The following is a 25,338-nucleotide window of genomic DNA, read 5'->3' as shown; positions in this document are numbered from 1 at the left end:
TCACGCTCGTGTACGCCGCTGCGGCCCGCAGACAGCTTCGTCCCCATTTTCCTTCCGCCGGTCCACCGGTTTGGGCGGATCCAGAGAAAGCGCGCGGTCCCCGTTCCGGTAGTCCAGCAGTTCGCGCAGCCTTCACCGGAATTCAGCCCGTGGACCAAACGAAAAATCTTTCGGCCCAAGCGCAGACCAGCGAGCAAATCAGCGAGTCTTCCTCCGCCACAGACCTGCACGCCCTGCGTCCGCAGGCGCAAGGCATGTACGACCCGGCCAACGAGCATGACGCCTGCGGCGTCGGCATGGTCGCGCACATCAAGGGCAAGAAGTCGCACGAGATCATTTCCCAGGGCCTGAAGATCCTGGAGAACCTGGACCACCGCGGCGCGGTCGGCGCCGACCCGCTGATGGGCGACGGCGCCGGTATCCTGATCCAGATCCCGGACCAGTTCTACCGCGAAGAGATGGCGGCGCAGGGCGTGAGCCTGCCGCCCGCGGGCGAATACGGCGTGGGCATGATCTTCCTGCCGAAGGAGCACGCCTCGCGCCTGGCCTGCGAGCAGGAGCTGGAGCGCACGGTCCGCCTGGAAGGCCAGGTCGTGCTGGGCTGGCGCGACGTTCCCGTCGACGCCGCCATGCCGATGTCCCCCACGGTGCGCAAGACCGAGCCGGTGATCCGCCAGATCTTCATCGGTCGCGGCCGCGACATCATGACCACGGACGCGCTGGAACGTAAGCTCTACGTCATCCGCAAGACCGCCAGCCACGCCATCCAGGCGCTCAAGCTCAAGCACGGCAAGGAGTACTTCGTGCCGTCGATGTCGGCCCGCACCGTGGTGTACAAGGGCCTGCTGCTGGCCAACCAGGTCGGCGAGTACTACCTGGACCTGCAGGACCCGCGCGCCGTGTCGGCTCTGGCCCTGGTGCACCAGCGCTTCTCGACCAACACCTTCCCGGCCTGGGAACTGGCCCACCCGTACCGCATGGTCGCCCACAACGGCGAAATCAACACGGTCAAGGGCAACGTCAACTGGATCAACGCGCGTACCGGCGCAATCTCGTCGCCGGTGCTGGGCGACGACCTGCCCAAGCTGTGGCCGCTGATCTACCCGGGCCAGTCCGATACGGCATCGTTCGACAACTGCCTCGAACTGCTGACGATGGCCGGCTACCCGCTCGTCCACGCGATGATGATGATGATCCCGGAAGCCTGGGAACAGCACACGCTGATGGACGACAACCGTCGCGCCTTCTACGAGTACCACGCCGCCATGATGGAGCCGTGGGACGGCCCGGCCGCGATCTGCTTCACCGATGGCCGCCAGATCGGCGCCACGCTGGACCGCAACGGCCTGCGCCCGGCACGTTTCTACGTGACCGAGGACGACGTCGTGGTGCTGGCCTCGGAAGCGGGCGTGCTGCCGTTCCCCGAGTCGCGCATCGTGCAGAAGTGGCGCCTGCAGCCGGGCAAGATGTTCCTGATTGACATGGAGCAGGGCCGCATCATCGACGACAAGGAGCTCAAGGACAACCTGGCCAACGCCAAGCCGTACAAGAGCTGGATCGACGCCGTGCGCATCAAGCTGGACGAGATCGATGCCAAGCCGGAAGACGTTGCCGCCGAGAAGAAGCCCGTGGCCAAGCTGCTGGACCGCCAGCAGGCGTTCGGCTACACCCAGGAAGACGTCAAGTTCCTGATGGCGCCGATGGCGATGTCGGGCGAGGAAGCCACCGGCTCGATGGGCAATGACTCGCCGCTGGCCGTGCTGTCGTCCAAGAACAAGACGCTGTACCACTACTTCAAGCAGCTGTTCGCCCAGGTCACCAACCCGCCGATCGATCCGATCCGCGAGAACATGGTGATGTCGCTGGTGTCGTTCATCGGTCCGAAGCCGAACCTGCTGGAGCTGAACAACATCAACCCGCCGATGCGCCTCGAAGTGTCCCAGCCGGTGCTGGACTTCAAGGACATCGCCAAGATCCGCAACATCGAGCACTACACCGGCGGCAAGTTCCGTTCGTACGAACTGAACATCTGCTACCCGACCGCCTGGGGCAAGGAAGGCATCGAAGCGCGCCTGGCCTCGCTGTGCGCCGAGGCCGTGGATGCGGTGCGTTCGGGCTACAACATCCTGATCGTGACCGACCGCCCGGTCGATGCCGACCACGTCGCCATCCCGGCGCTGCTGGCCACCTCCGCGATCCACCACCACCTGGTGGAGAAGGGCCTGCGCACGTCCACCGGCCTGGTGGTCGAGACCGGCACCGCGCGTGAAGTCCACCACTTCGCGCTGCTGGCCGGCTACGGCGCGGAAGCCGTGCACCCGTACCTGGCGATGGAAACCCTGGCCGACATGTCCAGCGGCCTGTCGGGCGACCTGTCGCCCGAGAAGGCGGTCAAGAACTTCGTCAAGGCGATCGGCAAGGGCCTGTTCAAGGTGATGTCCAAGATGGGCATCTCCACCTACATGTCGTACACCGGCGCGCAGATCTTCGAGGCCATCGGCCTGTCGCGCGAGCTGGTGCAGAAGTACTTCCACGGCACGCCGTCGAACGTCGAGGGCATCGGCATCTTCGAAGTGGCCGAGGAAGCGCTGCGCCTGCACAAGGACGCCTTCGGCAACAGCCCGGTGCTGGAAAACATGCTGGACGCCGGCGGCGAGTACGCCTTCCGCATCCGCGGCGAAGAGCACATGTGGACCCCGGACTCGATCGCCAAGCTGCAGCACTCGGTGCGCGCAGACGACGGCAAGGGCGCCTACCAGACGTACAAGGAATACGCCAACATCATCAACGACCAGAGCAAGCGCCACATGACGCTGCGCGGCCTGTTTGAGTTCAAGGTCGATCCGGCCAAGGCGATTCCGCTGGAAGAAGTCGAGCCGGCCAAGGAGATCGTCAAGCGCTTCGCCACCGGTGCGATGTCGCTCGGCTCGATCTCGACCGAAGCCCACACCACGCTGGCGCTGGCGATGAACCGCATCGGCGGCAAGTCCAACACCGGCGAAGGCGGCGAGGACGAGAAGCGCTACCGCAACGAGCTGCGCGGCATCCCCATCAAGCAGGGCGACACCCTGAAGGGCGTGCTGGGCGACGGCGTGATCGAGAAGGACCTGGAACTGCAGGCCGGCGACTCGCTGCGTTCCAAGATCAAGCAAGTGGCATCGGGCCGTTTCGGCGTGACCGCCGAGTACCTGGCGTCGGCCGACCAGATCCAGATCAAGATGGCGCAGGGCGCCAAGCCGGGCGAAGGCGGCCAGCTGCCGGGCCACAAGGTCTCGGACTACATCGGCAAGCTGCGTTACTCGGTGCCGGGCGTGGGCCTGATCTCGCCGCCCCCGCACCATGACATCTACTCGATCGAGGACCTGGCGCAGCTGATCCACGACCTGAAGAACGTCAACCCGTCGTCGGATATCTCGGTCAAGCTGGTGTCCGAAGTGGGCGTCGGCACGGTGGCCGCGGGCGTGTCCAAGGCCAAGGCCGATCACGTCGTGATCGCCGGCCATGACGGCGGCACCGGCGCCTCGCCGTGGTCGTCGATCAAGCACGCCGGCACGCCGTGGGAGCTGGGCCTGGCCGAGACGCAGCAGACGCTGCTGCTCAACGGCCTGCGCAACCGCATCCGCGTGCAGGCCGACGGCCAGATGAAGACCGGCCGCGACGTCGTCATCGGCGCGCTGCTGGGTGCCGACGAGTTCGGCTTCGCCACGGCACCGCTGGTTGCCGAGGGCTGCATCATGATGCGCAAGTGCCACCTGAACACCTGCCCGGTGGGCGTGGCCACGCAGGATCCGCAGCTGCGCAAGAAATTCCAGGGCAAGCCGGAACACGTGGTGAACTTCTTCTTCTTCGTTGCCGAAGAAGCGCGCGAGATCATGGCCCAGCTGGGCATCCGCACCTTCGACGAGCTGATCGGCCGCGCCGACCTGCTCGACACCAAGGCCGGCATCGAGCACTGGAAGGCGCGCGGCCTGGATTTCAGCCGCATCTTCCACCAGGTGTCGCTGGGCGCGGACGTGCCGCTGTACCACACCGACGTGCAGGACCACGGCCTGTCGGCCGAGGCCGGCAAGGCGCTGGACCACGTGCTGATCGCCAAGGCCCGTCCAGCGATCGAGAAGGGCGAGCGTGTCTCGTTCATCCAGCCGGTCAAGAACGTCAACCGTACCGTCGGCGCGATGCTGTCGGGCGTGGTGGCCAGGCAGTACGGCCACGAAGGCCTGCCCGACGACACCATCCACATCCAGCTGCAAGGCACCGCCGGCCAGTCGTTCGGCGCGTTCCTGGCGCACGGCATCACGCTGGACCTGGTGGGCGATGGCAACGACTACGTCGGCAAGGGCCTGTCGGGCGGCCGCGTGATCGTGCGCGCTCCGCACGAGTTCCGCGGCGATCCGACCCGCAACATCATCGTCGGCAACACCGTGCTGTACGGTGCCATCGCCGGCGAAGCGTTCTTCAACGGCGTGGCCGGCGAGCGCTTCGCGGTGCGTAACTCCGGCGCCGTGGCAGTGGTGGAAGGCACCGGCGACCACGGTTGCGAGTACATGACCGGCGGCACGGTGGTGGTGCTGGGTGGCACCGGGCGCAACTTCGCGGCCGGCATGTCGGGCGGCGTGGCCTACGTCTATGACGAGGACGGCCTGTTCGACAAGCGCTGCAACACCTCGATGGTGGCGCTGGAAGCGGTGCTGGCCTCGGCCGACCAGGAGAAGGGGCAGCCCCAGGCTTCGTGGCACAAGGTCGACGGCAAGCGCGTGCTGGATGAAGTCATCCTGCGCAACCTGATCGAGCAGCACTTCCGCTACACCGGTTCCGAGCGCGCCAAGGCGCTGCTGGCTGACTGGACCACGGCACGCCGCAAGTTCGTCAAGGTCTTCCCGACCGAGTACAAGCGCGCGCTGGGCGAGATGTACGCCAAGGAACAGGCCGCCCGCGACAGCGACCGCGAGGCCATCGCGGCCTGAGCGAGACGAGCGCAGCAAAACCAACGTAGCGAAGGGCCGCGGCAAGCCGCCGCGGCCCTGACAAGATACTGACCCCACCGCGGGGCCGGCGAAGCCGCCGGTCCCGCGCAGCATGACCAAGGACGCAACATGGGTAAGGCGACTGGCTTTCTCGAATTTCCGCGCCAGAATGAGGGCTACGAACCGGTAGTCAAGCGCGTGAAGCACTACAAGGAATTCGTGTTCGCGCTGTCCGACAGCGAAGCGAAGCTCCAGGGTGCGCGCTGCATGGACTGCGGCATCCCGTTCTGCAACAACGGCTGCCCGGTCAACAACATCATCCCCGACTTCAACGACCTGGTGTACCGCCAGGACTGGAAGTCGGCGATCGAGGTGCTGCACCAGACCAACAACTTCCCCGAGTTCACCGGCCGCATCTGCCCGGCACCGTGCGAGGCCGCCTGCACGCTGGGCATCAACGAGCTGCCCGTGGGCATCAAGTCGATCGAGCACGCCATCATCGACAAGTCCTGGGAAGAGGGCTGGGTCAAGCCGCAGTTGCCGCGCCACAAGACCGGCAAGACCGTCGCCGTGGTCGGCTCCGGCCCCGCCGGCATGGCGGCCGCACAGCAGCTGGCACGCGCCGGCCATGACGTGACCGTGTTCGAGAAGAACGACCGCATCGGCGGCCTGCTGCGCTACGGCATCCCCGACTTCAAGATGGAGAAGTCGCTGATCGACCGCCGCATGGAACAGATGCAGGCCGAAGGCGTGACCTTCCGCGCCGGCGTGATGGTGACCGACGGCGAACTGCCGGCCGGCATCAAGAACTACGCGCGTGAAACCATCTCGGCCCAGGCCCTGATGGAACAGTTCGACGCCGTGGTGCTGGCGGGCGGCTCGGAAGTGCCGCGCGACCTGCCGGTACCGGGCCGCGACCTGAACGGCATCCACTTCGCGCTGGAATTCCTGATCCCGCAGAACAAGGAAGTGGCCGGCGACGGTGCCAACGAGATCCGCGCCGAGGGCAAGAACGTGATCGTGATCGGCGGCGGCGATACCGGCTCCGACTGCGTGGGCACGTCCAACCGCCACGGCGCCGCCTCGGTGACCCAGTTCGAACTGCTGCCGCAACCGCCGGAAGAAGAGAACAAGCCGCTGGTGTGGCCGTACTGGCCGATCAAGCTGCGCACCTCGTCGTCGCATGACGAAGGCTGCGAGCGCGACTGGTCGGTCGCGACCAAGGAATTCATCGGCGAGAACGGCAAGGTGACGGCACTGAAGGCCTGCCGCGTCGAATGGAAGGATGGCCGCATGCAGGAAGTCGAAGGCAGCGAGTTCATCCTGCCGGCCGACCTGGTGCTGCTGGCGATGGGCTTCACCAACCCGGTGGGCTCGATGCTGGAAGCCTTCGGCGTCGACACCGATGCGCGCAAGAACGCCAAGGCGTCGACCGAAGGCGAGCGTGCGTACCATACCAACGTGCCCAAGGTGTTCGCCGCCGGCGACGTGCGCCGTGGCCAGTCGCTGGTGGTATGGGCGATCCGCGAAGGCCGCCAGGCCGCGCGCTCGGTCGATGCGTTCCTGATGGGGCATACCGACCTGCCGCGCTGATCGCGCAGCACCGTCGCGACAAAAAGCCCGCCTGGCGCAAGCCGGCGGGCTTTTTTTCTTATGCCTGGGCGTCGCGGCGTGTCAGTCCGCCAGCGTCCGTTCCATCAGCACCGCGCCGGCGCCGTATGCCGCCAGCTTGCCGGCATGGCGGGCGGAAATCTGCGCCGGCACCGGCGCGTACCCGAGCCTGCGCCACCAGGGCGCCGCGGCCTGCACCGCAATCAGCCGCGAGCGCCCGAGCCCGGCGGCGACCGCCGCCGCCTGCGCCGCCGCGTACAGGCGCGGCGCCAGCCCCGTGCCGCGGCCGGCGGGTGCCACGGCCATGTCGTGCACGAACCAGGTCAGGGTGTCAGGGGCGGTATGCCGGCGCCAGCCATCGTCGAGCCGGCCGTCCAGCGGCGGCAGGCTGTCTTCGGGCCAGGCGTGGGTAAACAGGTAGGCGGCGAGGGTGCCGCGCTGCGCTGGGTCGTGCGCGACCCAGCAGGTGGCCGGGGCCAGCGCCAGCCGGCTTGCCAGAGCCGCCTCGCTTTCCAGCAGTGCTTCGGTATAGCAGCTGGCCTGTACAGCCAGCACGGCCGGGAGGTCGCTCCGGACCATCGGCCGCACGGTGAATTTCGTCATCGGCGGATTATATCCGGGCGTTGCACGGCAACCGCCGCGGGCGCATTTGGCAAGGCGCAGCAAGGCTTTCAGGGTTCTCCCGGCTATGGTTTACGTGCCTGTGGCGGCCCGGACATTGTCCTTACAATTTTCAAAAACAACTAACGGAAACTGCCTCGCCAATCCATTTTCCCCAGAACCTGTTTGCCGCCTCCTCAGGAGACGGGCCGGAGGAAAACGATGTCCGAAGTGCGCAATCTGTCGCGACTTTGGCGAGGTAAAGCGAAATGCGCGCCGCGCCTGCCCGCCGCGGCCGCCGCGCGGCGCTGGCTGCCGAGCCTGCTGTGCCTGGTCGCCCTGGGAGGTGCCACGCTGGCGTCTGCCGTGCCGGCCAGGCCCGCGCTTGCCGGCACGCAGCCGCTTGCGCGCAGCATGTCCTTTCCCGATCGCCCGATGCGCCTGATCGTGCCGTTCCCCGCCGGCGGCGTTGCCGATGCCGTGGCGCGGATGCTGGCCGAGCGCCTGTCGGCCAGGCTCGGCGTGCCGGTCGAGGTCGATAACCGTCCCGGCAGCGCCGGGACCATCGCCGGCGATGTCGTCGCCAAGGCCAGTTCCGACGGTCATACGCTGCTGTTCCACCAGGCCAACATGCTGATCCAGCCCGGCCTGGAGCCGGTGCCCTACGACGTCGTGCGCGATTTCACGCCGGTCGCGCGCGTCGCCACCACGCCGCTGTTCCTGGTGATCGACGCCCGGCTGCCGATGCGGACGCCGGACCAATGGATGACCGCGGTCAGGTCCAGCCCCGGCTCCTACAGCTACGGCTACGGCCAGCCCGGCAGTCCTTCGCACCTGTACGCCGAATACGCGGTGCGCGGCCTGCGCGGCGGCGTGCCGCTGGTCACCGGCAAGGGCGAGGCCGCGGTAGTGCAGGAGATGCTGGCCGGCCGGATCAGCGCCTGCTTCTGTTCGTTCGCGGCGGTCCAGGGCCAGGTCAAGAGCGGCGGGCTGCGGCTGATCGGCGTGACCGGCGTGGCGCGCTCCCCGCTGGCGCCGCTGGTGCCGACGCTGCAGGAATCCGGGCAGGACGGCTACGCGGCGGCGGCCTGGTTTGGCGTGATGGCGCCGGCCAAGACGCCGCGCGCCATCGTTGCGCGCCTGGCCGGTGAGCTGGACGGCGTGATGGCCGAGCGCGAGGTGCGCTCGCGCCTGCAGGCCGCCGGCCTGACGCCGCTGCGCGACTCGCCCGAGGCGTTTGCCACCGCGATTCGCTCCGAATCGATCCAGTGGCAGGTGATCCTCAGGGACGTGCCGATCGCGCAGGAGCCTTGAGCGCCACTGCGGCGTGGCGGGAAACTGGCCGCTTTCCAGCGGAAATCGGCCAGATTGCCCGGCGACCAGCAGATTCTGAGGCTCCACAGGCACGCTGCATGTGGCGCGGGAAACACGGGTGCCAGCAAGGGGTAGGTAGTACACCTTATAATGCGCCCCTGTCCCGACCGGTGCCAACGTGACCGATTCTGCTCAAAACCTTGTCGAACTGACTGCGGTGGATTTCGCCTACGCGGACCACGGCAAGCCGATCCTGTCCGGCCTGACCATGCAATTTCCGCGCGGGAAGGTGATCGCGGTGATGGGCGGCTCTGGCTGCGGCAAGACCACGGTGCTGCGGCTGATCGGTGGACAGGTGCGGCCGCAGTCGGGCTCGGTGCGCTTTGCCGGCACGGACATCCACCGGCTCGATACCGCCGGGCTCTACGCCGTGCGCCGGCAGATGGGCATGCTGTTCCAGTTCGGCGCGCTGTTTACCGACCTGTCGGTGTTCGACAATGTCGCCTTCCCGCTGCGCGAGCACACCGACCTGCCCGAGTCGATGATCCGCGACCTGGTGCTGATGAAGCTCAACGCAGTCGGCTTGCGCGGCGCGCGCGACCTGATGCCGTCGCAGATTTCCGGCGGCATGGCGCGGCGCGTGGCGCTGGCCCGCGCGATCGCGCTGGACCCGGCGCTGCTGATGTACGACGAACCCTTCGCCGGGCTGGACCCGATCTCGCTCGGCCTGACCGCGCGGCTGATCCGCAGCCTCAACGACGCGCTCGGCGCCACCACCATCATCGTCTCGCACGACGTGCACGAGACCTTCCAGATCGCCGACTACGTCTATTTCATTGCCGACGGGCGCATCGCCGCCGAAGGCACGCCCGAGGCCCTGCGCGCCTCCACCGATCCGTTCGTGCACCAGTTTGTCCATGCCGAGGCCGACGGCCCGGTGCCGTTCCACTACGCCGGACCGTCGCTGGCCGAGGATTTCGTCGGAGGGGCGCGATGACCGGGTGGGTGACGGGCTTCTTCAGCGCCATCGGTGCGGCCGTGCGCCGCAGCATTTCCGGGCTGGGCCACGCCACGCGCATGTTCCTGGCGGTGCTGGCGCTGTCGCCGGCGCTGCTGCGCCGCTTCCGGCTGGTGACCGACCAGGTCTTTTTTGTCGGCAACCTTTCGCTGGTGATCATCGCGGTGTCGGGCCTGTTTGTCGGCTTCGTGCTCGGCCTGCAGGGCTACTACACGCTCAACCGCTACGGCTCCGAGCAGGCGCTGGGGCTGCTGGTGGCGCTGTCGCTGGTGCGCGAACTGGGCCCGGTGGTGACCGCGCTGCTGTTCGCCGGCCGCGCCGGCACGTCGCTGACCGCCGAGATCGGGCTGATGAAGGCGGGCGAGCAGCTCACGGCCATGGAAATGATGGCGGTGAATCCGCTGCAGCGCGTGGTCGCGCCGCGCTTCTGGGCGGGCGTGATCGCCATGCCGGTGCTGGCCGCGATCTTCAGCGCGGTGGGCATCCTGGGTGGCTACGTGGTCGGGGTGCAACTGATCGGCGTCGACGCCGGTGCCTTCTGGTCGCAGATGCAGGGCGGCGTGGACGTGCGCGCCGATGTGCTCAATGGCGTGATCAAGAGCTTTATCTTTGGCATCGCGGTGACGTTCATTGCGCTGTACCAGGGTTTCGAAGCCAGGCCCACCCCGGAAGGCGTCTCGCGCGCGACCACCCGCACCGTGGTCATCGCGTCGCTGGCGGTGCTGGGGCTGGATTTCCTGCTCACCGCGCTGATGTTCAGCAACTGAGGCGGGCGGCCGAGACCATGCGCGAAGTACGATGACAGGGCAGCGACAACAAGGCAGCGACACGACACTACGGGGTTGAAGAAAGAGATTCCAATGAGAAAAAACACACTCGATTTCTGGGTGGGGCTGTTTGTGGCGGCAGGGTTCGTCGCCTTGCTCTTCCTCGCCCTCAAGGCGGGAAACATGAGCGCCTTCAGCTTCCAGGACACCTATACCGTGCAGGCCCGCTTCGACAATATCGGCGGGCTCAAGCCGCGCGCGCCGGTCAAGAGCGCGGGCGTGGTGGTCGGCCGGGTCGCGGCGATCCGCTTCGACGACAAGACCTACCAGGCCACCGTCGAGATGAGCCTGGAGACGCGTTACCAGTTTCCGAAGGACACCTCGGCCAAGATCCTGACCTCGGGCCTGCTGGGGGAGCAGTACATCGGCCTGGAAGCCGGCGGCGATACGGCCATGCTGGCCGACGGCGCGCGCATCACCATGACGCAGTCCGCGGTCGTGCTCGAAAACCTGATCGGGCAGTTCCTGTACAACAAGGCCGCCGATGCCGGCGGCGGCTCGTCCACCGGCGCCAGTGCGCCGGCGCCGGCTGGAGATCTCAAGTGAACGCCGCCCGCCCCATCCGCAACCTCCTGGCCACGGCCGCCGCCGCAGCGGCGCTTGCCGGTTGCGCCACGGGCCCCACCGCCAATCCGAAGGATCCGCTGGAGCCGTTCAACCGAGAGGTCTCGAAGATCAACGAGGACTTCGACAAGGGCATCCTGCGCCCGGTGGCCGAGCTCTATGCCGACTACATGCCGACGCCGGTGCAGCGCGCGGTGGAGAATTTCTTCTCCAACGTCAGCGATGTCTATTCGGCGGTGAACAACCTGCTGCAGGGCAAGCCCACGCGCGCGGCCGAAGACACCATGCGCGTGGCGATGAACACCGTGCTGGGCATCGGCGGCCTGATCGACATCGCCACCCCGGCCGGCCTGCCGAAGTACAAGGAAGACTTCGGCCAGACGCTGGGCGTGTGGGGCGTGCCGGCCGGTCCGTACCTGGTGCTGCCGCTGTTCGGCCCCAGCACCTTCCGCGACACCGCCGGCATGCTGGTGGACCGCCAGGCGGACCCGTCGGCGTATTTCTACCCGGTTTCGCTGCGCAACTCGCTGGTCGGCGTGCGCATCGTCGCCGGCCGCGCCCAGCTGCTGGGGGCCAGCAGCCTGCTGGAACAGGCGGCGCTGGACAAGTACTCGTTCCTGCGCGATTCCTACCTGCAGCGGCGCCAGTACCTGATCTACGACGGCAATCCGCCGGGTAGCGACGACGAAGCCGAGGCGGAAGGCGCAGCGCCGGCGCCCGCCGCGACGGACGCCAGTGCCGTACCAGCACCAGCACCGGCGCCGGCTCCGTCGGCGGACGGCGCTTCCGCCCCGGCCGCCGAGCCGCCCAAGCCGGGCGCAGCGGGCGAGACTCAGCCGGAAGGCCAGAGCATGCCGTTGCCGCCGGTGCTGCCGGGTATGCCGGGAGTGCGCTTCCGCTGAGGCGGCGAACACGGCACTGGCGCTGTGAATGCGCTGTGACCGCTGAAACAAATTGTTTGAAGGTGGCGTCCGATGCGCTTTTGATGGCAATGCGCGCGACGCCGCTATGTTCCAATCCGAAAGGGCCCATGGCCGGCCGGCGTGCATCGAAGCCCCGGCATGCGGGTCACGACCTCTTTGATAAAGAAGGAAATCTCACATGCTCAAGCGACTGTTGCTCCCCCTCCTGACGGCGGTTGCCTTCGCGGGGACCGCGCAGGCCCAGGTATCGGCTCAGGACGCCGCCACCCCGGACGGGCTGGTCAAGGCCGTGGTCAATGACGTGATGTCGACCGTGAAGGCCGACAAGGACATGCAGGCCGGCAATATCGGCAAGATCACCGCGCTGGTCGAACAGAAGATCATCCCTAACGCCAACTTCCAGAAGACCACGCAGATCGCCATGGGCCGCAACTGGTCCAAGGCCACGCCCGAGCAGCAGAAGCAGATCACCGAGGAATTCAAGACCCTGCTGATCCGCACCTACGCCGGTGCCATCGCGCAGATCCGCGACCAGACCGTGCAATACCGTCCGTACCGCGGCACCGCCGACGATACCGATGCCACCATCCGCACCCAGGTCATCAACAAGGGCGAGCCGATCCAGATGGACTACCGCCTGGAAAAGACCGCGCAGGGCTGGAAGGTCTATGACATCAACGTGCTGGGCGCATGGCTGACCGAGGCCTACAAGGGCAGCTTCAACACCATCGTCGGCCAGCAGGGCGTCGAGGGCGTGATCAAGACGCTGCAGGACCGCAACCGCCAGCTCGCCAACGCCAAGAGCTAAGCTGCGCTGGCGTCGCGTCGCTGCTATGCAGCACGGCGCGCCGAAGTTGCACTACAATGGCCGTTCGCGGCACAGGCTCCCGCCCCGCGCGGGAGCTTTTGTTTCAGATCCCTTTTCTTCTTTCCGCATCCAGGCCACTGACGCCATGCTTTCGCCGGGTAACTCGCTGACCAACCAGAATGCCGCCGCGGTGCTGCGCGACGGGCTGGCGCGCGTGGCCCAGGGCGACCTCGAGGTCGACTGCACGGGCCTGGCGCAGGTGGACTCGGCTGCCGTCGCCGTGCTGCTGGCGTGGCACCGGGCCGCGGTGGCGCGCGGCCAGGCGCTGGTGCTGCGCGGGGTGCCGGCGCAACTGGCGCAACTGGCCAGCCTGTACGGCGTCGACGGCCTGCTTGGCCTGGCCGGCGCGGCGGCGCCTGCCGCTGCCTCACCGGGACACCACCACCGACATTGATCCGGCATCGCCGGTCGCCAGCCAGGCGGCCGCACGCGATGCCGCGGCGACCGCTGGTGCGGCCGCCGAGCCCCCGGGGCGGATCCGGCGGGGATCAAGCGGGACCAACCCCGCATCCCCTATAATTCCGGGTTATTCGCCCATCCCCCCGCCTGTTGCCGGCCCAATCCATGCCGGACCAGGAATATCCGGGCACGCTTTGCTCCCCATTTCCTGGCGGCCAGCCCTGAAAGAGCCGGACCCGCCACAAACAATCGGCCATGAAAGCCATTGAAATCCACGACGTTCGCAAGCGCTACCGCAACCTGCAGGCGCTCAAGGGCGTCAGCTTCACCGTCGAACGCGGCGAATTTTTCGGGCTGCTCGGGCCCAACGGCGCCGGCAAGACCACGCTGATCTCGATCCTCGCCGGTTTGAACCGGGCCGATTCCGGCCGCGTCAGTGTGCTGGGGCACGATGTCGTCGCCGATTACCGGATGGCGCGGCGTATGCTGGGCGTGGTGCCGCAGGAGCTGGTGTTCGATCCGTTCTTCACGGTGCGCGAGACGCTGCGGCTGCAGTCCGGCTATTTCGGCCTGACCCGCAATGACGACTGGATCGACGAGATCATGGCCAACCTGGACCTGACCGGGAAGGCCGATGCCAATATGCGCCAGCTGTCCGGCGGCATGAAGCGGCGCGTGCTGGTGGCGCAGGCGCTGGTGCACCGCCCGCCGGTGATCGTGCTCGACGAGCCCACTGCCGGCGTCGACGTGGAGTTGCGGCAAACGCTGTGGAAGTTCATCTCGCGCCTGAACCGCGAAGGGCACACCATCATCCTGACCACGCATTACCTCGAAGAGGCGGAGGCCCTGTGCGACCGCATCGCCATGCTCAAGTTCGGCGAAGTGGTGGCGCTGGACCGCACCAGCAACCTGCTGACGCAGTTTGCCGGCCTGCAGCTGGTGCTGACCTTCGCGCGCGGCGGCCTGCCGTCTGCGCTGGAGCCGCTGCGCATGCCGGCCAACCCCGGCGAGCGCGCCGTGCGGCTGCGGCTGTCGGGCTACCAGGCGGTGGAACCGATCCTGGCCGCCTGCCGCGAAGCGGGCTGTGACATCGAAGACATGGAAATCAACAAGGCCGACCTCGAGGACGTATTCGTGCAGATCATGCGCCGCGAGGGGCATATGCCCGGCGTGCTGCCCGACCCGGCGATGGAGGCCGCGGCATGAAGCAGCCTGGCGACATCGAAGTCCTGGACGACGCCCGCCTCGGTCCGATGGCCGTCGGCGGCCTGGTGGGGTTCCGCACCCTGCTGTACAAGGAAGTGCTGCGCTTCTGGAAGGTGAGCTTCCAGACCGTGGCCGCGCCGGTGCTGACCGCGGTGCTGTACCTGCTGATCTTCGGCCATGTGCTGGAAGACCGGGTCAAGGTCTATGACCAGATCAGCTACACCGCCTTCCTGGTGCCCGGGCTGGTGATGATGAGCGTGCTGCAGAACGCGTTCGCCAACAGCTCTTCGTCGCTGATCCAGTCCAAGATCACCGGCAACCTGGTGTTCGTGCTGCTGCCGCCGCTGTCGCACTGGGAGATGTTCGGCGCCTACGTGGTGGCCTCGGTGATCCGCGGGCTGACCGTCGGCCTGGGCGTGCTGCTGGTGACGGCGTGGTTTGCCAACCTGCATTTCGCCAACGTCGGCTGGATCCTGGTATTCGCGCTGCTGGGCGCGGGCATCCTGGGCACGCTCGGCCTGATCGCAGGCATCTGGGCCGAGAAGTTCGACCAGCTGGCCGCGTTCCAGAACTTCCTGATCATGCCGGCGACCTTCCTGTCCGGCGTGTTCTATTCGATCCATTCGCTGCCGGCCTTCTGGCAGGCGGTGTCCCATGCCAATCCGTTCTTCTACATGATCGACGGCTTCCGCTATGGCTTCTTCGGCGTCTCGGACGTGTCGCCGCTGTTCAGCCTGGCGGTGGTCGGATCGGCATTCGTGGTGCTGGCCGCGCTGGCGCTGCGCCTGTTGAAGTCCGGATACAAGCTGCGCCACTGAGCCGCGGCCGGCCCTGTTGAATCAAGCTGAATCACGCGGAAGACAACCCCCATGCTGCCTACACCGGAACAAGTCAGGGATTACATTGCCCAAGGACTGCCCTGCGAACATCTGCAAGTCGAGGGCGATGGCCAGCATTTCTTTGCCACCATCGTCAGCAACGAATTCGAAGGCAAGCGGCTGATCCAGCGCCACCAGCGTGTCTACGCGGCGCTGGGCGACCGCATGCGCGCCGAGATCCATGCGCTGTCGATGAAGACCCTGACCCCCGCGGAGTGGCAGGCGGGCGCAGGCAAGTAAAGCACAACGCGCCGCGCCTGCGCGCGGCTCCAGAACAATGATGCCGGGCGCGTGCCCGGCCCAGACCATAGAACATGGACAAATTCCAGATTCACGGCAACGGCCCGCTCAAGGGTGAAATCCGCGTCTCGGGCGCCAAGAACGCCGCCCTGCCGATCCTGTGCGCGGGCCTGCTGACGGCCGACACCGTCGCGCTGGACAATGTGCCGAACCTGCAGGACGTGCGCACCACGCTCAAGCTGCTGCGCCTGATGGGCATGCAGGCGGAATTCGACGGCGCCCGCGTGACGCTGAACGGCGCCGACGTCAATGTGCTCGAGGCCCCGTACGAGCTGGTCAAGACCATGCGCGCCTCGATCCTGGTGCTGGGTCCGCTGGTGGCGCGCTTCGGCGAGGCCCGCGTGTCGCTGCCGGGCGGCTGCGGCATCGGCGCACGGCCGGTCGACCAGCACATCAAGGGCCTGCAGGCGATGGGCGCCGAGATCACCATCGAACACGGCTTCATCCATGCCCGCGCCAAACGCCTGAAGGGCGCGCGCGTGGTGACCGACATGATCACCGTGACCGGCACCGAGAACCTGCTGATGGCCGCCACGCTGGCCGAAGGCGAGACCGTGCTGGAAAACGCCGCGCGCGAGCCCGAGGTGACCGACCTGGCGCACCTGCTGGTCAAGATGGGCGCGAAGATCGACGGCATCGGCACTGACCGCTTGGTGGTGCACGGCGTCGAGCGCCTGCATGGGGCCAGCCACAGCGTTATCGCCGACCGCATCGAGGCCGGCACCTTCCTGTGCGCGGCGGCCGCCACGCTGGGCGACCTGGTGCTGCGCGGCGTGCAGCCCGACATCCTCGACACCGTGCTCGACAAGCTGCGCGAAGCCGGCGCAAGGCTCGAGACCGGCGACGACTGGATCCGCCTGGCGATGCCGCACCGCGCGAAGGCCGTGAGCTTCCGCACCTCGGAATACCCCGCCTTCCCGACCGACATGCAGGCCCAGTTCATGGCCCTGAACGCCGTGGCCGAAGGCACCGCGCGCGTCACCGAGACCATCTTCGAAAACCGCTTCATGCACGTGCAGGAGCTGAACCGCCTGGGCGCCGACATTACCGTCGAAGGCAACACCGCGGTGGTCAACGGCGTGCCGCGCCTGTCGGGCGCCAACGTGATGGCGACCGACCTGCGCGCCTCGGCCAGCCTGGTGATCGCCGGCCTGGTGGCCGACGGCGAGACCGTGATCGACCGCATCTACCACCTGGATCGCGGCTACGACCGCATGGAAGACAAGCTGTCGGCAGTGGGCGCGAAGATCCGCCGCATTGCCTGAGCACCAAGGACTGAAGCCCGATGAGCCCCGCTTTCAATGCATCGCCCAACCAGCTGACGCTGGCGCTGTCCAAGGGCCGCATCTTCACCGAGACGCTGCCGCTGCTGGAAGCGGCCGGCATCCGCGTCACCGAGGACCCCGAGACCTCGCGCAAGCTGATCCTGCCGACCTCCGACCCGGCGGTGCGCGTGGTGATCGTGCGCGCCTCGGACGTGCCGACCTACGTGCAGTACGGCGCGGCCGACTTTGGCGTGGCCGGCAAGGACGTGCTGATGGAAAACGGCATGGCCGGACTGTACGCGCCGATCGACCTGAACATCGCGCGCTGCCGCATGTCGGTGGCGGTGCCGGCCGGGTTTGACTATGCCAATGCCGTGCGCCAGGGCGCGCGCCTGGCCGTGGCAACCAAGTACGTGCAGACCGCGCGCGAGCATTTTGCGAAGAAGGGCGTTCACGTCGACCTGATCAAGCTGTACGGTTCGATGGAACTGGGCCCGCTGGTGGGCCTGTCCGACGCCATCGTCGACCTGGTCAGCACCGGCAGCACGCTGCGCGCCAACAATCTTGTGGAAGTGGAAGAGATCGTGCAGATCTCGTCGCGGCTGGTGGTGAACCAGGCCGCGCTCAAACTCAAGCGCGAGCGGCTGGCACCGATCCTCGACGCCTTCGAACGCGCTTCAGCGGCGCTGGCCTGAGGCCGGTCGCCGCCTGACAGGAACAGAAGTCATGAACCCAACCGAAATGGAAAGCCTGCCGATCCGCCGGCTCGATTCCAGCGAGCCGGGCTTTGCCGAGGCACTGCGCCAGGTGCTGGCCTTCGAGGCCGGCGAAGATGAGGCCATCGACCGCGCCGCGGCGCAGATCCTGGCCGACGTGAAAGCGCGCGGCGATGCCGCGGTGCTGGAATACACGCGCCGCTTCGACCGCGTCGAGGCGGCGTCGATGGGCGCGCTGGAGGTATCGCAGCAGCAGCTGGAGGCCGCGCTCGAAGACCTCGAGCCCAAGCGCCGCGCCGCGCTGGAGGCCGCCGCCGCGCGCGTGCGCGCCTACCACGAGAAGCAGAAGATCGAATGCGGCAGCCACAGCTGGGAATACACCGAGGCCGACGGCACCATGCTGGGCCAGAAGGTGACCCCGCTGGACCGCGTCGGCATCTACGTGCCGGGCGGCAAGGCCGCTTACCCGTCGTCGGTGCTGATGAACGCGATCCCCGCGCGCGTGTCGGGCGTGAAGGAAATCATCATGGTCGTGCCCACGCCCGGCGGCGTGCGCAATGAACTGGTGCTGGCGGCGGCGCAGATCGCCGGCGTGGATCGCGTATTCACCATTGGCGGCGCGCAGGCCGTGGGTGCGCTCGCCTACGGCACGGCGACGCTGCCGCAGGTCGACAAGATCGTCGGCCCGGGCAATGCCTACGTCGCCGCGGCCAAGCGCCGCGTGTTCGGCACCGTCGGCATCGACATGATCGCCGGCCCTTCCGAGATCCTGGTGATCTGCGACGGCACCACCGACCCCGACTGGGTGGCGATGGACCTGTTCTCGCAGGCCGAGCACGACGAACTGGCGCAGTCGATCCTGCTGTGCCCGGACGCGGACTATATCGCCCGCGTCGAAGCCAGCATCCAGCGCCAGCTTGGCACCATGCCGCGCCGCGACGTGATTGCCGCGTCGATCTCCGGCCGCGGCGCGCTGATCAAGGTGCGGGACATGGAAGAGGCCTGCGAGATCGCCAATGCGATCGCGCCGGAGCACCTCGAGATCTCGGCCGAGAACCCGCGCCAGTGGAGCGAGAAGATCCGCCACGCCGGCGCCATCTTCCTGGGCCGCTATACCAGCGAGTCGCTGGGCGACTACTGCGCCGGCCCCAACCACGTGCTGCCGACCTCGCGCACCGCGCGCTTCTCGTCGCCGCTGGGCGTCTATGACTTCCAGAAGCGCTCGAGCCTGATCGAGGTAAGCGAGGGCGGGGCGCAGATGCTGGGCCAGATCGCCGCAGAGCTGGCCTATGGAGAAGGCCTGCAGGCCCACGCCCGCAGCGCGGAATATCGTTTCAAGCGTAGCTGAACCCTGACTCAACCCAACTGGAGCTTCCATGTCAGCCGTAGAGCCCTCCCTGATCGAACGCATCATCCGTGACGACGTGCGCGCCATGGGCGCCTACCACGTGCCGGATTCGCACGGTCTGGTCAAGCTCGACGCGATGGAAAATCCGTACCGCCTGCCGCCCGCGCTGCGCCGGCAACTGGCCGAGCGGCTGGGCGAGGTGGCGCTGAACCGCTACCCGGTGCCGAGCAGCGAAGCGTTGCGCGCCGCGCTCAAGCGCGTGATGCAGGTGCCGGCCGGCATGGACGTGCTGCTCGGCAACGGCTCGGACGAGCTCATCAGCATGCTGGCGCTGGCCGCGGCCAGGCCAGGTGCAAAGGTGATGGCACCGGTGCCGGGCTTCGTCATGTACGCGATGTCCGCGCAGTTTGCCGGCCTGCAGTTCGTCGGCGTGCCGCTGCGCGACGATTTCACGCTGGACCGCGCCGCGATGCTGGCGGCGATGGCCGCGCAGCAGCCCGCCATCATCTACCTGGCCTATCCGAACAACCCCACCGGCAACCTGTTCGACGCCGCCGACATGGAGGCCATCATCCGCGCCGCCCAGGGCGAGGTCTGCAACAGCCTGGTGGTGGTCGACGAGGCCTACCAGCCGTTCGCCCAGCACAGCTGGATGCCGCGGTTGACGGACTTCGGCAACCTGCTGGTGATGCGCACCGTATCGAAGCTGGGCCTGGCCGGCATCCGCCTGGGCTACCTGGCCGGCGCGCCGGAATGGCTGTCGCAGCTCGACAAGGTGCGCCCGCCCTATAACGTCAACGTGCTGACCGAGGCGGCCGCGCTGTTCGCGCTGGAGCATGTGTCGGTGCTGGACGAACAGGCCGCGCAATTGCGTGCCGAACGCACCCGCGTGGCAGACGGCATGGCCGCGCAGCCCGGGGTCACCGTGTTCCCCAGCGCGGCCAATTTCCTGCTGGTGCGCGTGCCGGATGCCGCACAGACCTTCGAGCGCCTGCTGGCTCGCAAGGTATTGATCAAGAACGTGAGTAAAATGCACCCGTTGCTGGCCAATTGTCTGCGCGTCACGGTCAGCACGCCCGAAGAAAACGCGCAGTTCCTTGAGGCATTCGCAGCGTCGCTGCAGGATTAACACCATGCGTGTTGCAGAGGTCACCCGCAATACTTCGGAAACGCAGATTCGCGTTTCCCTGAATCTCGACGGCAGCGGCCGCCAGAAGCTGGCGTCGGGCGTGCCGTTCCTCGACCACATGCTCGACCAGATCGCCCGGCATGGCATGTTCGACCTGGAGGTCGAAGCCACCGGCGACACGCATATCGACGACCACCATACGGTGGAAGACGTTGGCATCACGCTCGGCCAGGCAGTGGCCCGGGCCATTGGCGACAAGAAGGGCATCACCCGCTACGGCCACAGCTACGTGCCGCTGGACGAATGCCTGTCGCGCGTGGTGATCGATTTCTCCGGCCGTCCGGGCCTGGAATTCCATGTCCCCTTCACGCGTGCGCGCGTGGGCAGCTTCGACGTCGACCTGACCATCGAGTTCTTCCGCGGCTTCGTCAACCATGCCGGCGTCACGCTGCATATCGACAACCTGCGCGGCATCAATGCCCACCATCAGTGCGAAACCGTGTTCAAGGCCTTTGGCCGGGCCCTGCGCATGGCGGTAGAACTGGACCCGCGCGCGGCCAACACGATCCCTTCGACCAAGGGTACGCTCTGAGCAGCCTGAACCCGTAGGCGTGCCGGCTGGTTGCGGCGCCCGCCCACATCTCTCTAGCCAATACGGCCAGCGATGCTGGCAAACCGCAACCGATGGATACGCTCAAGTCGTTTATCTCGCTGCTGGCGCTGATCAACCCGATCGGGGCGATCCCGTTCTTCATCAGCCTGACCAGCCAGCAGACGGAAGCGGAAAAGCTGCGTACCATCAAGATCGCGTCGATCTCGGTGGCGATCGTGGTAGCGGTGTCGGCGCTGCTGGGCCAGCAGATCATCGAGTTCTTCAATATCTCGGTGGCATCGCTGCAGGTGGGCGGCGGGCTCATCATGATCATGATGGCCATGAACATGCTGAATGCGCAAACCAGCCGCACCAAGGCCACGCCGGAAGAAGAGGACGAGGCAGAAGTAAAGTCGAGCATTGCGGTGGTGCCGCTGGCGCTGCCGCTGCTGACCGGGCCGGGCTCGATCAGCACGGTGATCGTCTATGCCGGCAAGACCCAGCACTGGTACCAGTTGCTGATCCTGGTCGGACTTGGCGCGTTGCTGGGCTCGGTGGTGTACCTGGTATTCCGCGCGGCGGACCCGATCGCCCGGGTAATCGGGCGCACCGGCATCAATATCGGCACGCGCCTGATGGGCCTGATCCTGTCGGCACTGGCCGTGGAATTCATCGTGGACGGGCTGAAGACATTGTTGCCTGTTTTGAAATCATGACTACCATAGCAATTGTGGATTACGGCATGGGCAACCTGCGCTCGGTGGCGCAGGCGTTGCGTGCCGCGGCACCGGAGGCCGATGTCCGGGTGGTGGATGCGCCCGAAGGCATCCGCTCGGCGGACCGCGTGGTGCTGCCGGGCCAGGGCGCGATGCCGGACTGCATGTCGGCGCTGGGCGCGTCAGGGCTGCAGGAAGCGGTGGTCGAGGCCGCCGCGAGCAAGCCGATGCTGGGCGTGTGCGTGGGCGAGCAGATGCTGTTCGAGTTCAGCACCGAAAGCCGCGCCGGCACGGACCGCACCCCGGCGCTGGGACTGATGCCCGGACAGGTGGTGCGCTTTGCGCTGGACGGCATGACGCAGCCGGATGGCTCGCGCTACAAGGTGCCGCAGATGGGCTGGAACCGGGTGCGCCAGGCCAGGCCGCACCCGCTGTGGAGCGGCATCCCGGACGACAGCTGGTTCTATTTCGTCCACAGCTACTATGTGCAGGCGCAGGATCCGGCCCATATTGCCGGCGAAACGGAATACGGAGTCGTGTTTACCAGCGCGGTAGCCCGCGATAATATTTTCGCGACGCAGTTCCACCCCGAGAAAAGCGCGGCCCTGGGCCTGCAGCTGTACCGGAACTTCGTTCACTGGAATCCCTGAAGCGCAGCCTTGCCGATTCGCGATTCGCTTGTTTATCCGATGCTCGACCGCTAACCGACCCGGCACCTGACCCGTTTCCGATCGACTATCGACCCGACCTGACCGGCCCGCGCCGGTCTCGCTCAATCTCACTCACTCAACCACGCTCGTCACGCATATGTTGCTCATTCCGGCCATCGACCTGAAGGACGGTCAGTGTGTACGCCTCAAACAAGGCGACATGGACCAGGCCACCGTCTTTTCCGAAGATCCCGCCGCCATGGCACGCCACTGGGTGGAGCAGGGCGCCCGCCGCCTGCACCTGGTGGACCTGAACGGCGCGTTCGTGGGCAAGCCCCGCAACGAGGCCGCCATCAAGTCCATCATCGCCGAGGTCGGCGACGAGATCCCGGTGCAGCTGGGCGGCGGCATCCGCGACCTGAACACCATCGAGCGCTGGCTGGACGACGGGCTCTCGTACGTGATCATCGGCACCGCGGCGGTGAAGAACCCCGGGTTCCTGAAGGACGCCTGCTCGGCCTTCGGCGGCCATATCATCGTCGGGCTCGATGCGAAGGACGGCAAGGTCGCGACCGACGGCTGGAGCAAGCTGACCGGCCACGAGGTGGCGGACCTGGCGCGCAAGTACGAAGACTACGGCGTCGAGGCGATCATCTACACCGACATCGGGCGCGACGGCATGCTGCAGGGGATCAACATCGATGCCACCGTCAAGCTGGCGCAGTCGATGTCGATCCCCGTGATCGCCAGCGGCGGGTTGTCCAACCTGGCCGATATCGACAATCTGTGCGCGGTGGAGGGCGAGGGCGTGGAAGGGGTCATCTGCGGCCGCGCGATCTACTCCGGCGACCTCAACTTTGCCGACGCGCAGGCGCGCGCCGACAAGCTGCGCGACGGGCAATAAGGCAACGGCGCCGCGGGCGCGGCCGCCCGGCCGCTGCCGGCACGGCAGCGGTGGCGGACAAGGAATCTCATGCTAGCCAAACGTATCATCCCCTGCCTGGACGTGACCAACGGGCGGGTGGTCAAGGGCGTCAACTTTGTCGAGCTGCGCGACGCGGGCGATCCCGTGGAAATCGCGCGCCGCTATGACGAGCAGGGCGCCGATGAAATCACATTCCTCGACATCACCGCGACCAGCGACGGGCGCGACCTGATGCTGCATATCATCGAGGATGTCGCTTCGCAGGTATTCATCCCGCTGACGGTGGGCGGCGGCGTGCGCACCGTCGAAGACGTGCGCCGGCTGCTCAACGCCGGGGCGGACAAGATCAGCGTCAACTCGTCGGCGATTGCCAACCCGCAGCTGGTGTCGGATGCGACGGCGCGCTATGGCTCGCAGTGCATCGTGGTGGCGATCGACGCCAAGCGCAGCTCCGCTCCGGGGGAAGCGCCGCGCTGGGAGGTCTTCACCCACGGCGGGCGCAAGGCAACGGGGCTGGACGCCGTGCAATGGGCCCGTGAAATGGCTACGCGCGGCGCCGGCGAAATCCTGCTCACCAGCATGGACCGCGATGGCACCAAGAGCGGCTTCGACCTCGAACTGACCCGCGCGGTCAGCGATGCGGTGCCGGTGCCGGTGATCGCCTCGGGCGGCGTCGGCGGCCTGCAGGACCTGGCCGACGGCATCACCCGGGGCCGCGCCGATGCGGTGCTGGCCGCCAGCATCTTCCACTACGGCCAGCACACCGTGGGCGAAGCCAAGGCATTCATGGCCCGTGAGGGCATTCCCGTGCGGATCTGATCATGGCAAAGAAGTGGCTCAACAAGGTCAAGTGGGACGATAACGGCCTGGTGCCGGTGATCGTGCAGGAAGCCGGCTCGAACGACGTGCTGATGTTCGCGTTCATGAACCGTGACGCGCTGCTGCGCACCGTGGAGCTGGGCGAGGCCGTGTTCTGGTCGCGTTCGCGCAAGCGCCTGTGGCACAAGGGCGAAGAGTCGGGCCATGTGCAGAAGGTGCACGAGATCCGCCTGGACTGCGATGAAGACGTGGTGCTGCTGAAGGTCACTCAGGTCGACAGCATCGCCTGCCACACCGGGCGCCATTCCTGCTTCTTCCAGAAATTCGACGGCGATGCGGATACCGGCGACTGGCAGACGGTCGAACCGGTGCTGAAGGACCCTGCCCAGATCTACACCAAGCCATGAGCGACAACGCACTCAGCAGCAACGATGTCCTGGCGCGCCTGGCCGAGGTGCTGGAATCGCGCAAGCCCGCCAACGGCGGCGACCCCGACAAGTCCTACGTCGCGCGCCTGTTCAGCAAGGGCGACGACGCGATCCTGAAGAAGATCGGCGAGGAAGCCACCGAGACCGTGATGGCCGCCAAGGACGCGCGCGCCGCCGGGGAAAGCGGCGCCGCGGCCGGCAAGGTGGTCTATGAAGTCGCCGACCTGTGGTTCCACAGCATGGTGCTGCTGGCAAACTTTGGCCTGACGCCGGCTGACGTGGTCAACGAGCTGGCGCGGCGCGAAGGGCTGTCTGGCCTGGAAGAGAAGGCCCGGCGCAAGGACTAGCCGGCGCGCGTGCCGGCCGGTCTCCCGCCTGCCGCGAGGCAGGCTTCCAACCGAGGGCGATGATGGCGAACGACTACACCGGGCAGGTCACCACCCCCAGTGGCGAACAGCTGGGCAGCCTGCGCAAGCTGCTGCACATTCTTTACGCGCTGTACGCCATCTTCTGGCTCACCGGCGGCATCACCGCGCTGATCGCGATCGTGATCGACTACGTCAAGCGCGACGATGCCCGCGGTTCGCTGTATGCCTCGCACTTCGCGTGGCAGATCCGCTCGTTCTGGTGGTCGGTGGTGTGGGGCGTGCTGGGCGGGGTGCTGTTCGCGACAGTTGTGCTGATGCCGCTGGCCTTTGCCGTCTGGGGCGTGCTGTCGCTGTGGATGCTGTATCGTATCGTCAAGGGCTGGCTGTATCTGAACGACAGCAAGCCGATGTACCCGGACCAGCAGTTCTGATGTCGAAGGATGCCGGGCCGCCAGTGCAGGAGGCGACCCGCGGCGCCGCGGCCGTCGCAACGAAATTTTCATGAACGCTCAGGATAATTGCATCTTCTGCAAGATCGTGGCCGGCCAGCTGCCGTCGAACAAAGTCTATGAAGACGACGACATGCTGGCTTTCCACGATATCCATCCCAAGGCCCCGGTACACTTGCTGGTCATTCCCAAATCGCATGTCGACTCGCTGGCCGATTGCGGCGCCGGCGAAGGACAGGTGCTTGCTAGAATGATGCTGAAGGTGCCTGAACTGGCGCGCGCGGCCGGCTGTTCCAACGGCTTCCGGACGGTGATCAATACCGGCCCGGATGGTGGACAGGAGGTCTACCACCTGCACCTCCATGTGCTGGGTGGACCGCGCCACGCCTGGAAGGGACCGCTGCCCTGACCGGGCAGCCTTGGCAGGGAAGTCGTGTCCGCGGCGGCAGCGCCCGGACAGA

Annotated in this window: 26 protein-coding genes; 25 read left to right on the top strand and 1 reads right to left on the bottom strand. The window is 66.9% G+C overall.

The genetic code is table 11. The features are described from left to right. The first annotated feature begins 254 nt into the window (after positions 1 to 254). Entirely contained in the window at positions 255 to 4,964 is a 4,710-nt protein-coding gene (locus tag RALTA_RS14085; RefSeq protein ID WP_157877169.1) for a glutamate synthase-related protein, read from the top strand. A 129-nt stretch (positions 4,965 to 5,093) separates the two neighbouring features. Next, positions 5,094 to 6,557: a glutamate synthase subunit beta gene (locus RALTA_RS14080; RefSeq protein ID WP_012354105.1), complete on the top strand. Its 1,464-nt coding sequence runs from the start codon at positions 5,094 to 5,096 to the stop codon at positions 6,555 to 6,557. 81 nt (positions 6,558 to 6,638) lie between these two features. Here the strand turns inward: RALTA_RS14080 and RALTA_RS14075 are convergent, their stop codons facing one another. Beyond that, entirely contained in the window at positions 6,639 to 7,178 is a 540-nt protein-coding gene (locus RALTA_RS14075) for a GNAT family N-acetyltransferase (protein ID WP_012354104.1), read from the bottom strand. 219 nt (positions 7,179 to 7,397) lie between these two features. Between RALTA_RS14075 and RALTA_RS14070 the strand changes: the two genes are divergently transcribed. The 23 genes from RALTA_RS14070 (at position 7,398) to RALTA_RS13960 (ending at position 25,286) form a co-directional block, all read left to right on the top strand. Continuing rightward, the gene (locus RALTA_RS14070; protein WP_012354103.1) at positions 7,398 to 8,489 is read left to right on the top strand and encodes a tripartite tricarboxylate transporter substrate binding protein; all 1,092 of its coding nucleotides are present in this window, start codon (positions 7,398 to 7,400) and stop codon (positions 8,487 to 8,489) included. Positions 8,490 to 8,667: 178 nt separating this feature from the next. Next, entirely contained in the window at positions 8,668 to 9,486 is an 819-nt protein-coding gene (locus RALTA_RS14065) for an ABC transporter ATP-binding protein (RefSeq protein ID WP_012354102.1), read from the top strand. 8 nt (positions 9,487 to 9,494) lie between these two features. Beyond that, positions 9,495 to 10,274, top strand: a complete 780-nt coding sequence (gene mlaE / locus RALTA_RS14060; protein ID WP_012354101.1) for a lipid asymmetry maintenance ABC transporter permease subunit MlaE — start codon at positions 9,495 to 9,497, stop codon at positions 10,272 to 10,274. Positions 10,275 to 10,367: 93 nt separating this feature from the next. Then, positions 10,368 to 10,880, top strand: a complete 513-nt coding sequence (mlaD, locus tag RALTA_RS14055; RefSeq protein WP_012354100.1) for an outer membrane lipid asymmetry maintenance protein MlaD — start codon at positions 10,368 to 10,370, stop codon at positions 10,878 to 10,880. Next, positions 10,877 to 11,800 carry an MlaA family lipoprotein gene (locus RALTA_RS14050; protein WP_012354099.1) on the top strand — a complete coding sequence of 308 codons (924 nt, stop codon included), beginning with the start codon at positions 10,877 to 10,879 and terminating at the stop codon, positions 11,798 to 11,800. Before mlaD ends, RALTA_RS14050 begins: the two co-directional genes overlap by 4 nt. Before the next feature lie 199 nt (positions 11,801 to 11,999). Next, the gene (locus RALTA_RS14045; protein WP_012354098.1) at positions 12,000 to 12,629 is read left to right on the top strand and encodes an MlaC/ttg2D family ABC transporter substrate-binding protein; all 630 of its coding nucleotides are present in this window, start codon (positions 12,000 to 12,002) and stop codon (positions 12,627 to 12,629) included. Between the two features lie 145 nt (positions 12,630 to 12,774). Further along, complete coding sequence (locus RALTA_RS14040; protein WP_012354097.1) at positions 12,775 to 13,083, top strand: STAS domain-containing protein; 309 nt, start codon at positions 12,775 to 12,777, stop codon at positions 13,081 to 13,083. Between the two features lie 260 nt (positions 13,084 to 13,343). Beyond that, positions 13,344 to 14,294 (top strand): ABC transporter ATP-binding protein, encoded by a 951-nt coding sequence (locus RALTA_RS14035; protein ID WP_012354096.1) that lies wholly within the window; start codon positions 13,344 to 13,346, stop codon positions 14,292 to 14,294. Beyond that, positions 14,291 to 15,112, top strand: a complete 822-nt coding sequence (locus RALTA_RS14030; RefSeq protein ID WP_012354095.1) for an ABC transporter permease — start codon at positions 14,291 to 14,293, stop codon at positions 15,110 to 15,112. Before RALTA_RS14035 ends, RALTA_RS14030 begins: the two co-directional genes overlap by 4 nt. Positions 15,113 to 15,163: 51 nt before the next feature. Continuing rightward, complete coding sequence (locus RALTA_RS14025) at positions 15,164 to 15,412, top strand: BolA family protein (protein ID WP_012354094.1); 249 nt, start codon at positions 15,164 to 15,166, stop codon at positions 15,410 to 15,412. 74 nt (positions 15,413 to 15,486) lie between these two features. Continuing rightward, complete coding sequence (gene murA / locus RALTA_RS14020) at positions 15,487 to 16,737, top strand: UDP-N-acetylglucosamine 1-carboxyvinyltransferase (RefSeq protein WP_012354093.1); 1,251 nt, start codon at positions 15,487 to 15,489, stop codon at positions 16,735 to 16,737. Between the two features lie 20 nt (positions 16,738 to 16,757). Next, positions 16,758 to 17,432 (top strand): ATP phosphoribosyltransferase, encoded by a 675-nt coding sequence (hisG, locus tag RALTA_RS14015; protein ID WP_012354092.1) that lies wholly within the window; start codon positions 16,758 to 16,760, stop codon positions 17,430 to 17,432. A gap of 31 nt (positions 17,433 to 17,463) precedes the next feature. Next, complete coding sequence (gene hisD, locus RALTA_RS14010; RefSeq protein WP_012354091.1) at positions 17,464 to 18,801, top strand: histidinol dehydrogenase; 1,338 nt, start codon at positions 17,464 to 17,466, stop codon at positions 18,799 to 18,801. 28 nt (positions 18,802 to 18,829) lie between these two features. Next, positions 18,830 to 19,930 carry a histidinol-phosphate transaminase gene (gene hisC, locus RALTA_RS14005; protein ID WP_012354090.1) on the top strand — a complete coding sequence of 367 codons (1,101 nt, stop codon included), beginning with the start codon at positions 18,830 to 18,832 and terminating at the stop codon, positions 19,928 to 19,930. A gap of 4 nt (positions 19,931 to 19,934) precedes the next feature. Next, positions 19,935 to 20,522 (top strand): imidazoleglycerol-phosphate dehydratase HisB, encoded by a 588-nt coding sequence (hisB, locus tag RALTA_RS14000; RefSeq protein WP_010812330.1) that lies wholly within the window; start codon positions 19,935 to 19,937, stop codon positions 20,520 to 20,522. 92 nt (positions 20,523 to 20,614) lie between these two features. Then, on the top strand, positions 20,615 to 21,238 hold the full coding sequence (locus tag RALTA_RS13995) for a YchE family NAAT transporter (RefSeq protein WP_012354089.1): 624 nt from the start codon (positions 20,615 to 20,617) through the stop codon (positions 21,236 to 21,238). After that, the gene (hisH, locus tag RALTA_RS13990) at positions 21,235 to 21,888 is read left to right on the top strand and encodes an imidazole glycerol phosphate synthase subunit HisH (RefSeq protein ID WP_012354088.1); all 654 of its coding nucleotides are present in this window, start codon (positions 21,235 to 21,237) and stop codon (positions 21,886 to 21,888) included. Before RALTA_RS13995 ends, hisH begins: the two co-directional genes overlap by 4 nt. Before the next feature lie 157 nt (positions 21,889 to 22,045). Continuing rightward, entirely contained in the window at positions 22,046 to 22,792 is a 747-nt protein-coding gene (hisA, locus tag RALTA_RS13985) for a 1-(5-phosphoribosyl)-5-[(5-phosphoribosylamino)methylideneamino]imidazole-4-carboxamide isomerase (protein ID WP_012354087.1), read from the top strand. Positions 22,793 to 22,861: 69 nt separating this feature from the next. Beyond that, positions 22,862 to 23,632 carry an imidazole glycerol phosphate synthase subunit HisF gene (gene hisF / locus RALTA_RS13980; RefSeq protein WP_012354086.1) on the top strand — a complete coding sequence of 257 codons (771 nt, stop codon included), beginning with the start codon at positions 22,862 to 22,864 and terminating at the stop codon, positions 23,630 to 23,632. A 2-nt stretch (positions 23,633 to 23,634) separates the two neighbouring features. After that, the gene (gene hisI / locus RALTA_RS13975) at positions 23,635 to 24,039 is read left to right on the top strand and encodes a phosphoribosyl-AMP cyclohydrolase (protein ID WP_012354085.1); all 405 of its coding nucleotides are present in this window, start codon (positions 23,635 to 23,637) and stop codon (positions 24,037 to 24,039) included. Further along, entirely contained in the window at positions 24,036 to 24,407 is a 372-nt protein-coding gene (locus tag RALTA_RS13970; protein ID WP_012354084.1) for a phosphoribosyl-ATP diphosphatase, read from the top strand. Before hisI ends, RALTA_RS13970 begins: the two co-directional genes overlap by 4 nt. A 59-nt stretch (positions 24,408 to 24,466) precedes the next feature. Next, positions 24,467 to 24,859: a DUF4870 family protein gene (locus RALTA_RS13965; protein ID WP_012354083.1), complete on the top strand. Its 393-nt coding sequence runs from the start codon at positions 24,467 to 24,469 to the stop codon at positions 24,857 to 24,859. Between the two features lie 70 nt (positions 24,860 to 24,929). Beyond that, complete coding sequence (locus RALTA_RS13960) at positions 24,930 to 25,286, top strand: histidine triad nucleotide-binding protein (protein WP_012354082.1); 357 nt, start codon at positions 24,930 to 24,932, stop codon at positions 25,284 to 25,286. The last annotated feature ends 52 nt before the right edge of the window (positions 25,287 to 25,338 follow it).

It is taken from the genome of Cupriavidus taiwanensis LMG 19424, from assembly GCF_000069785.1.
Taxonomy (GTDB): Bacteria; Pseudomonadota; Gammaproteobacteria; order Burkholderiales; family Burkholderiaceae; genus Cupriavidus; species Cupriavidus taiwanensis.
This window is presented reverse-complemented; position numbering and strand designations above follow the sequence as displayed.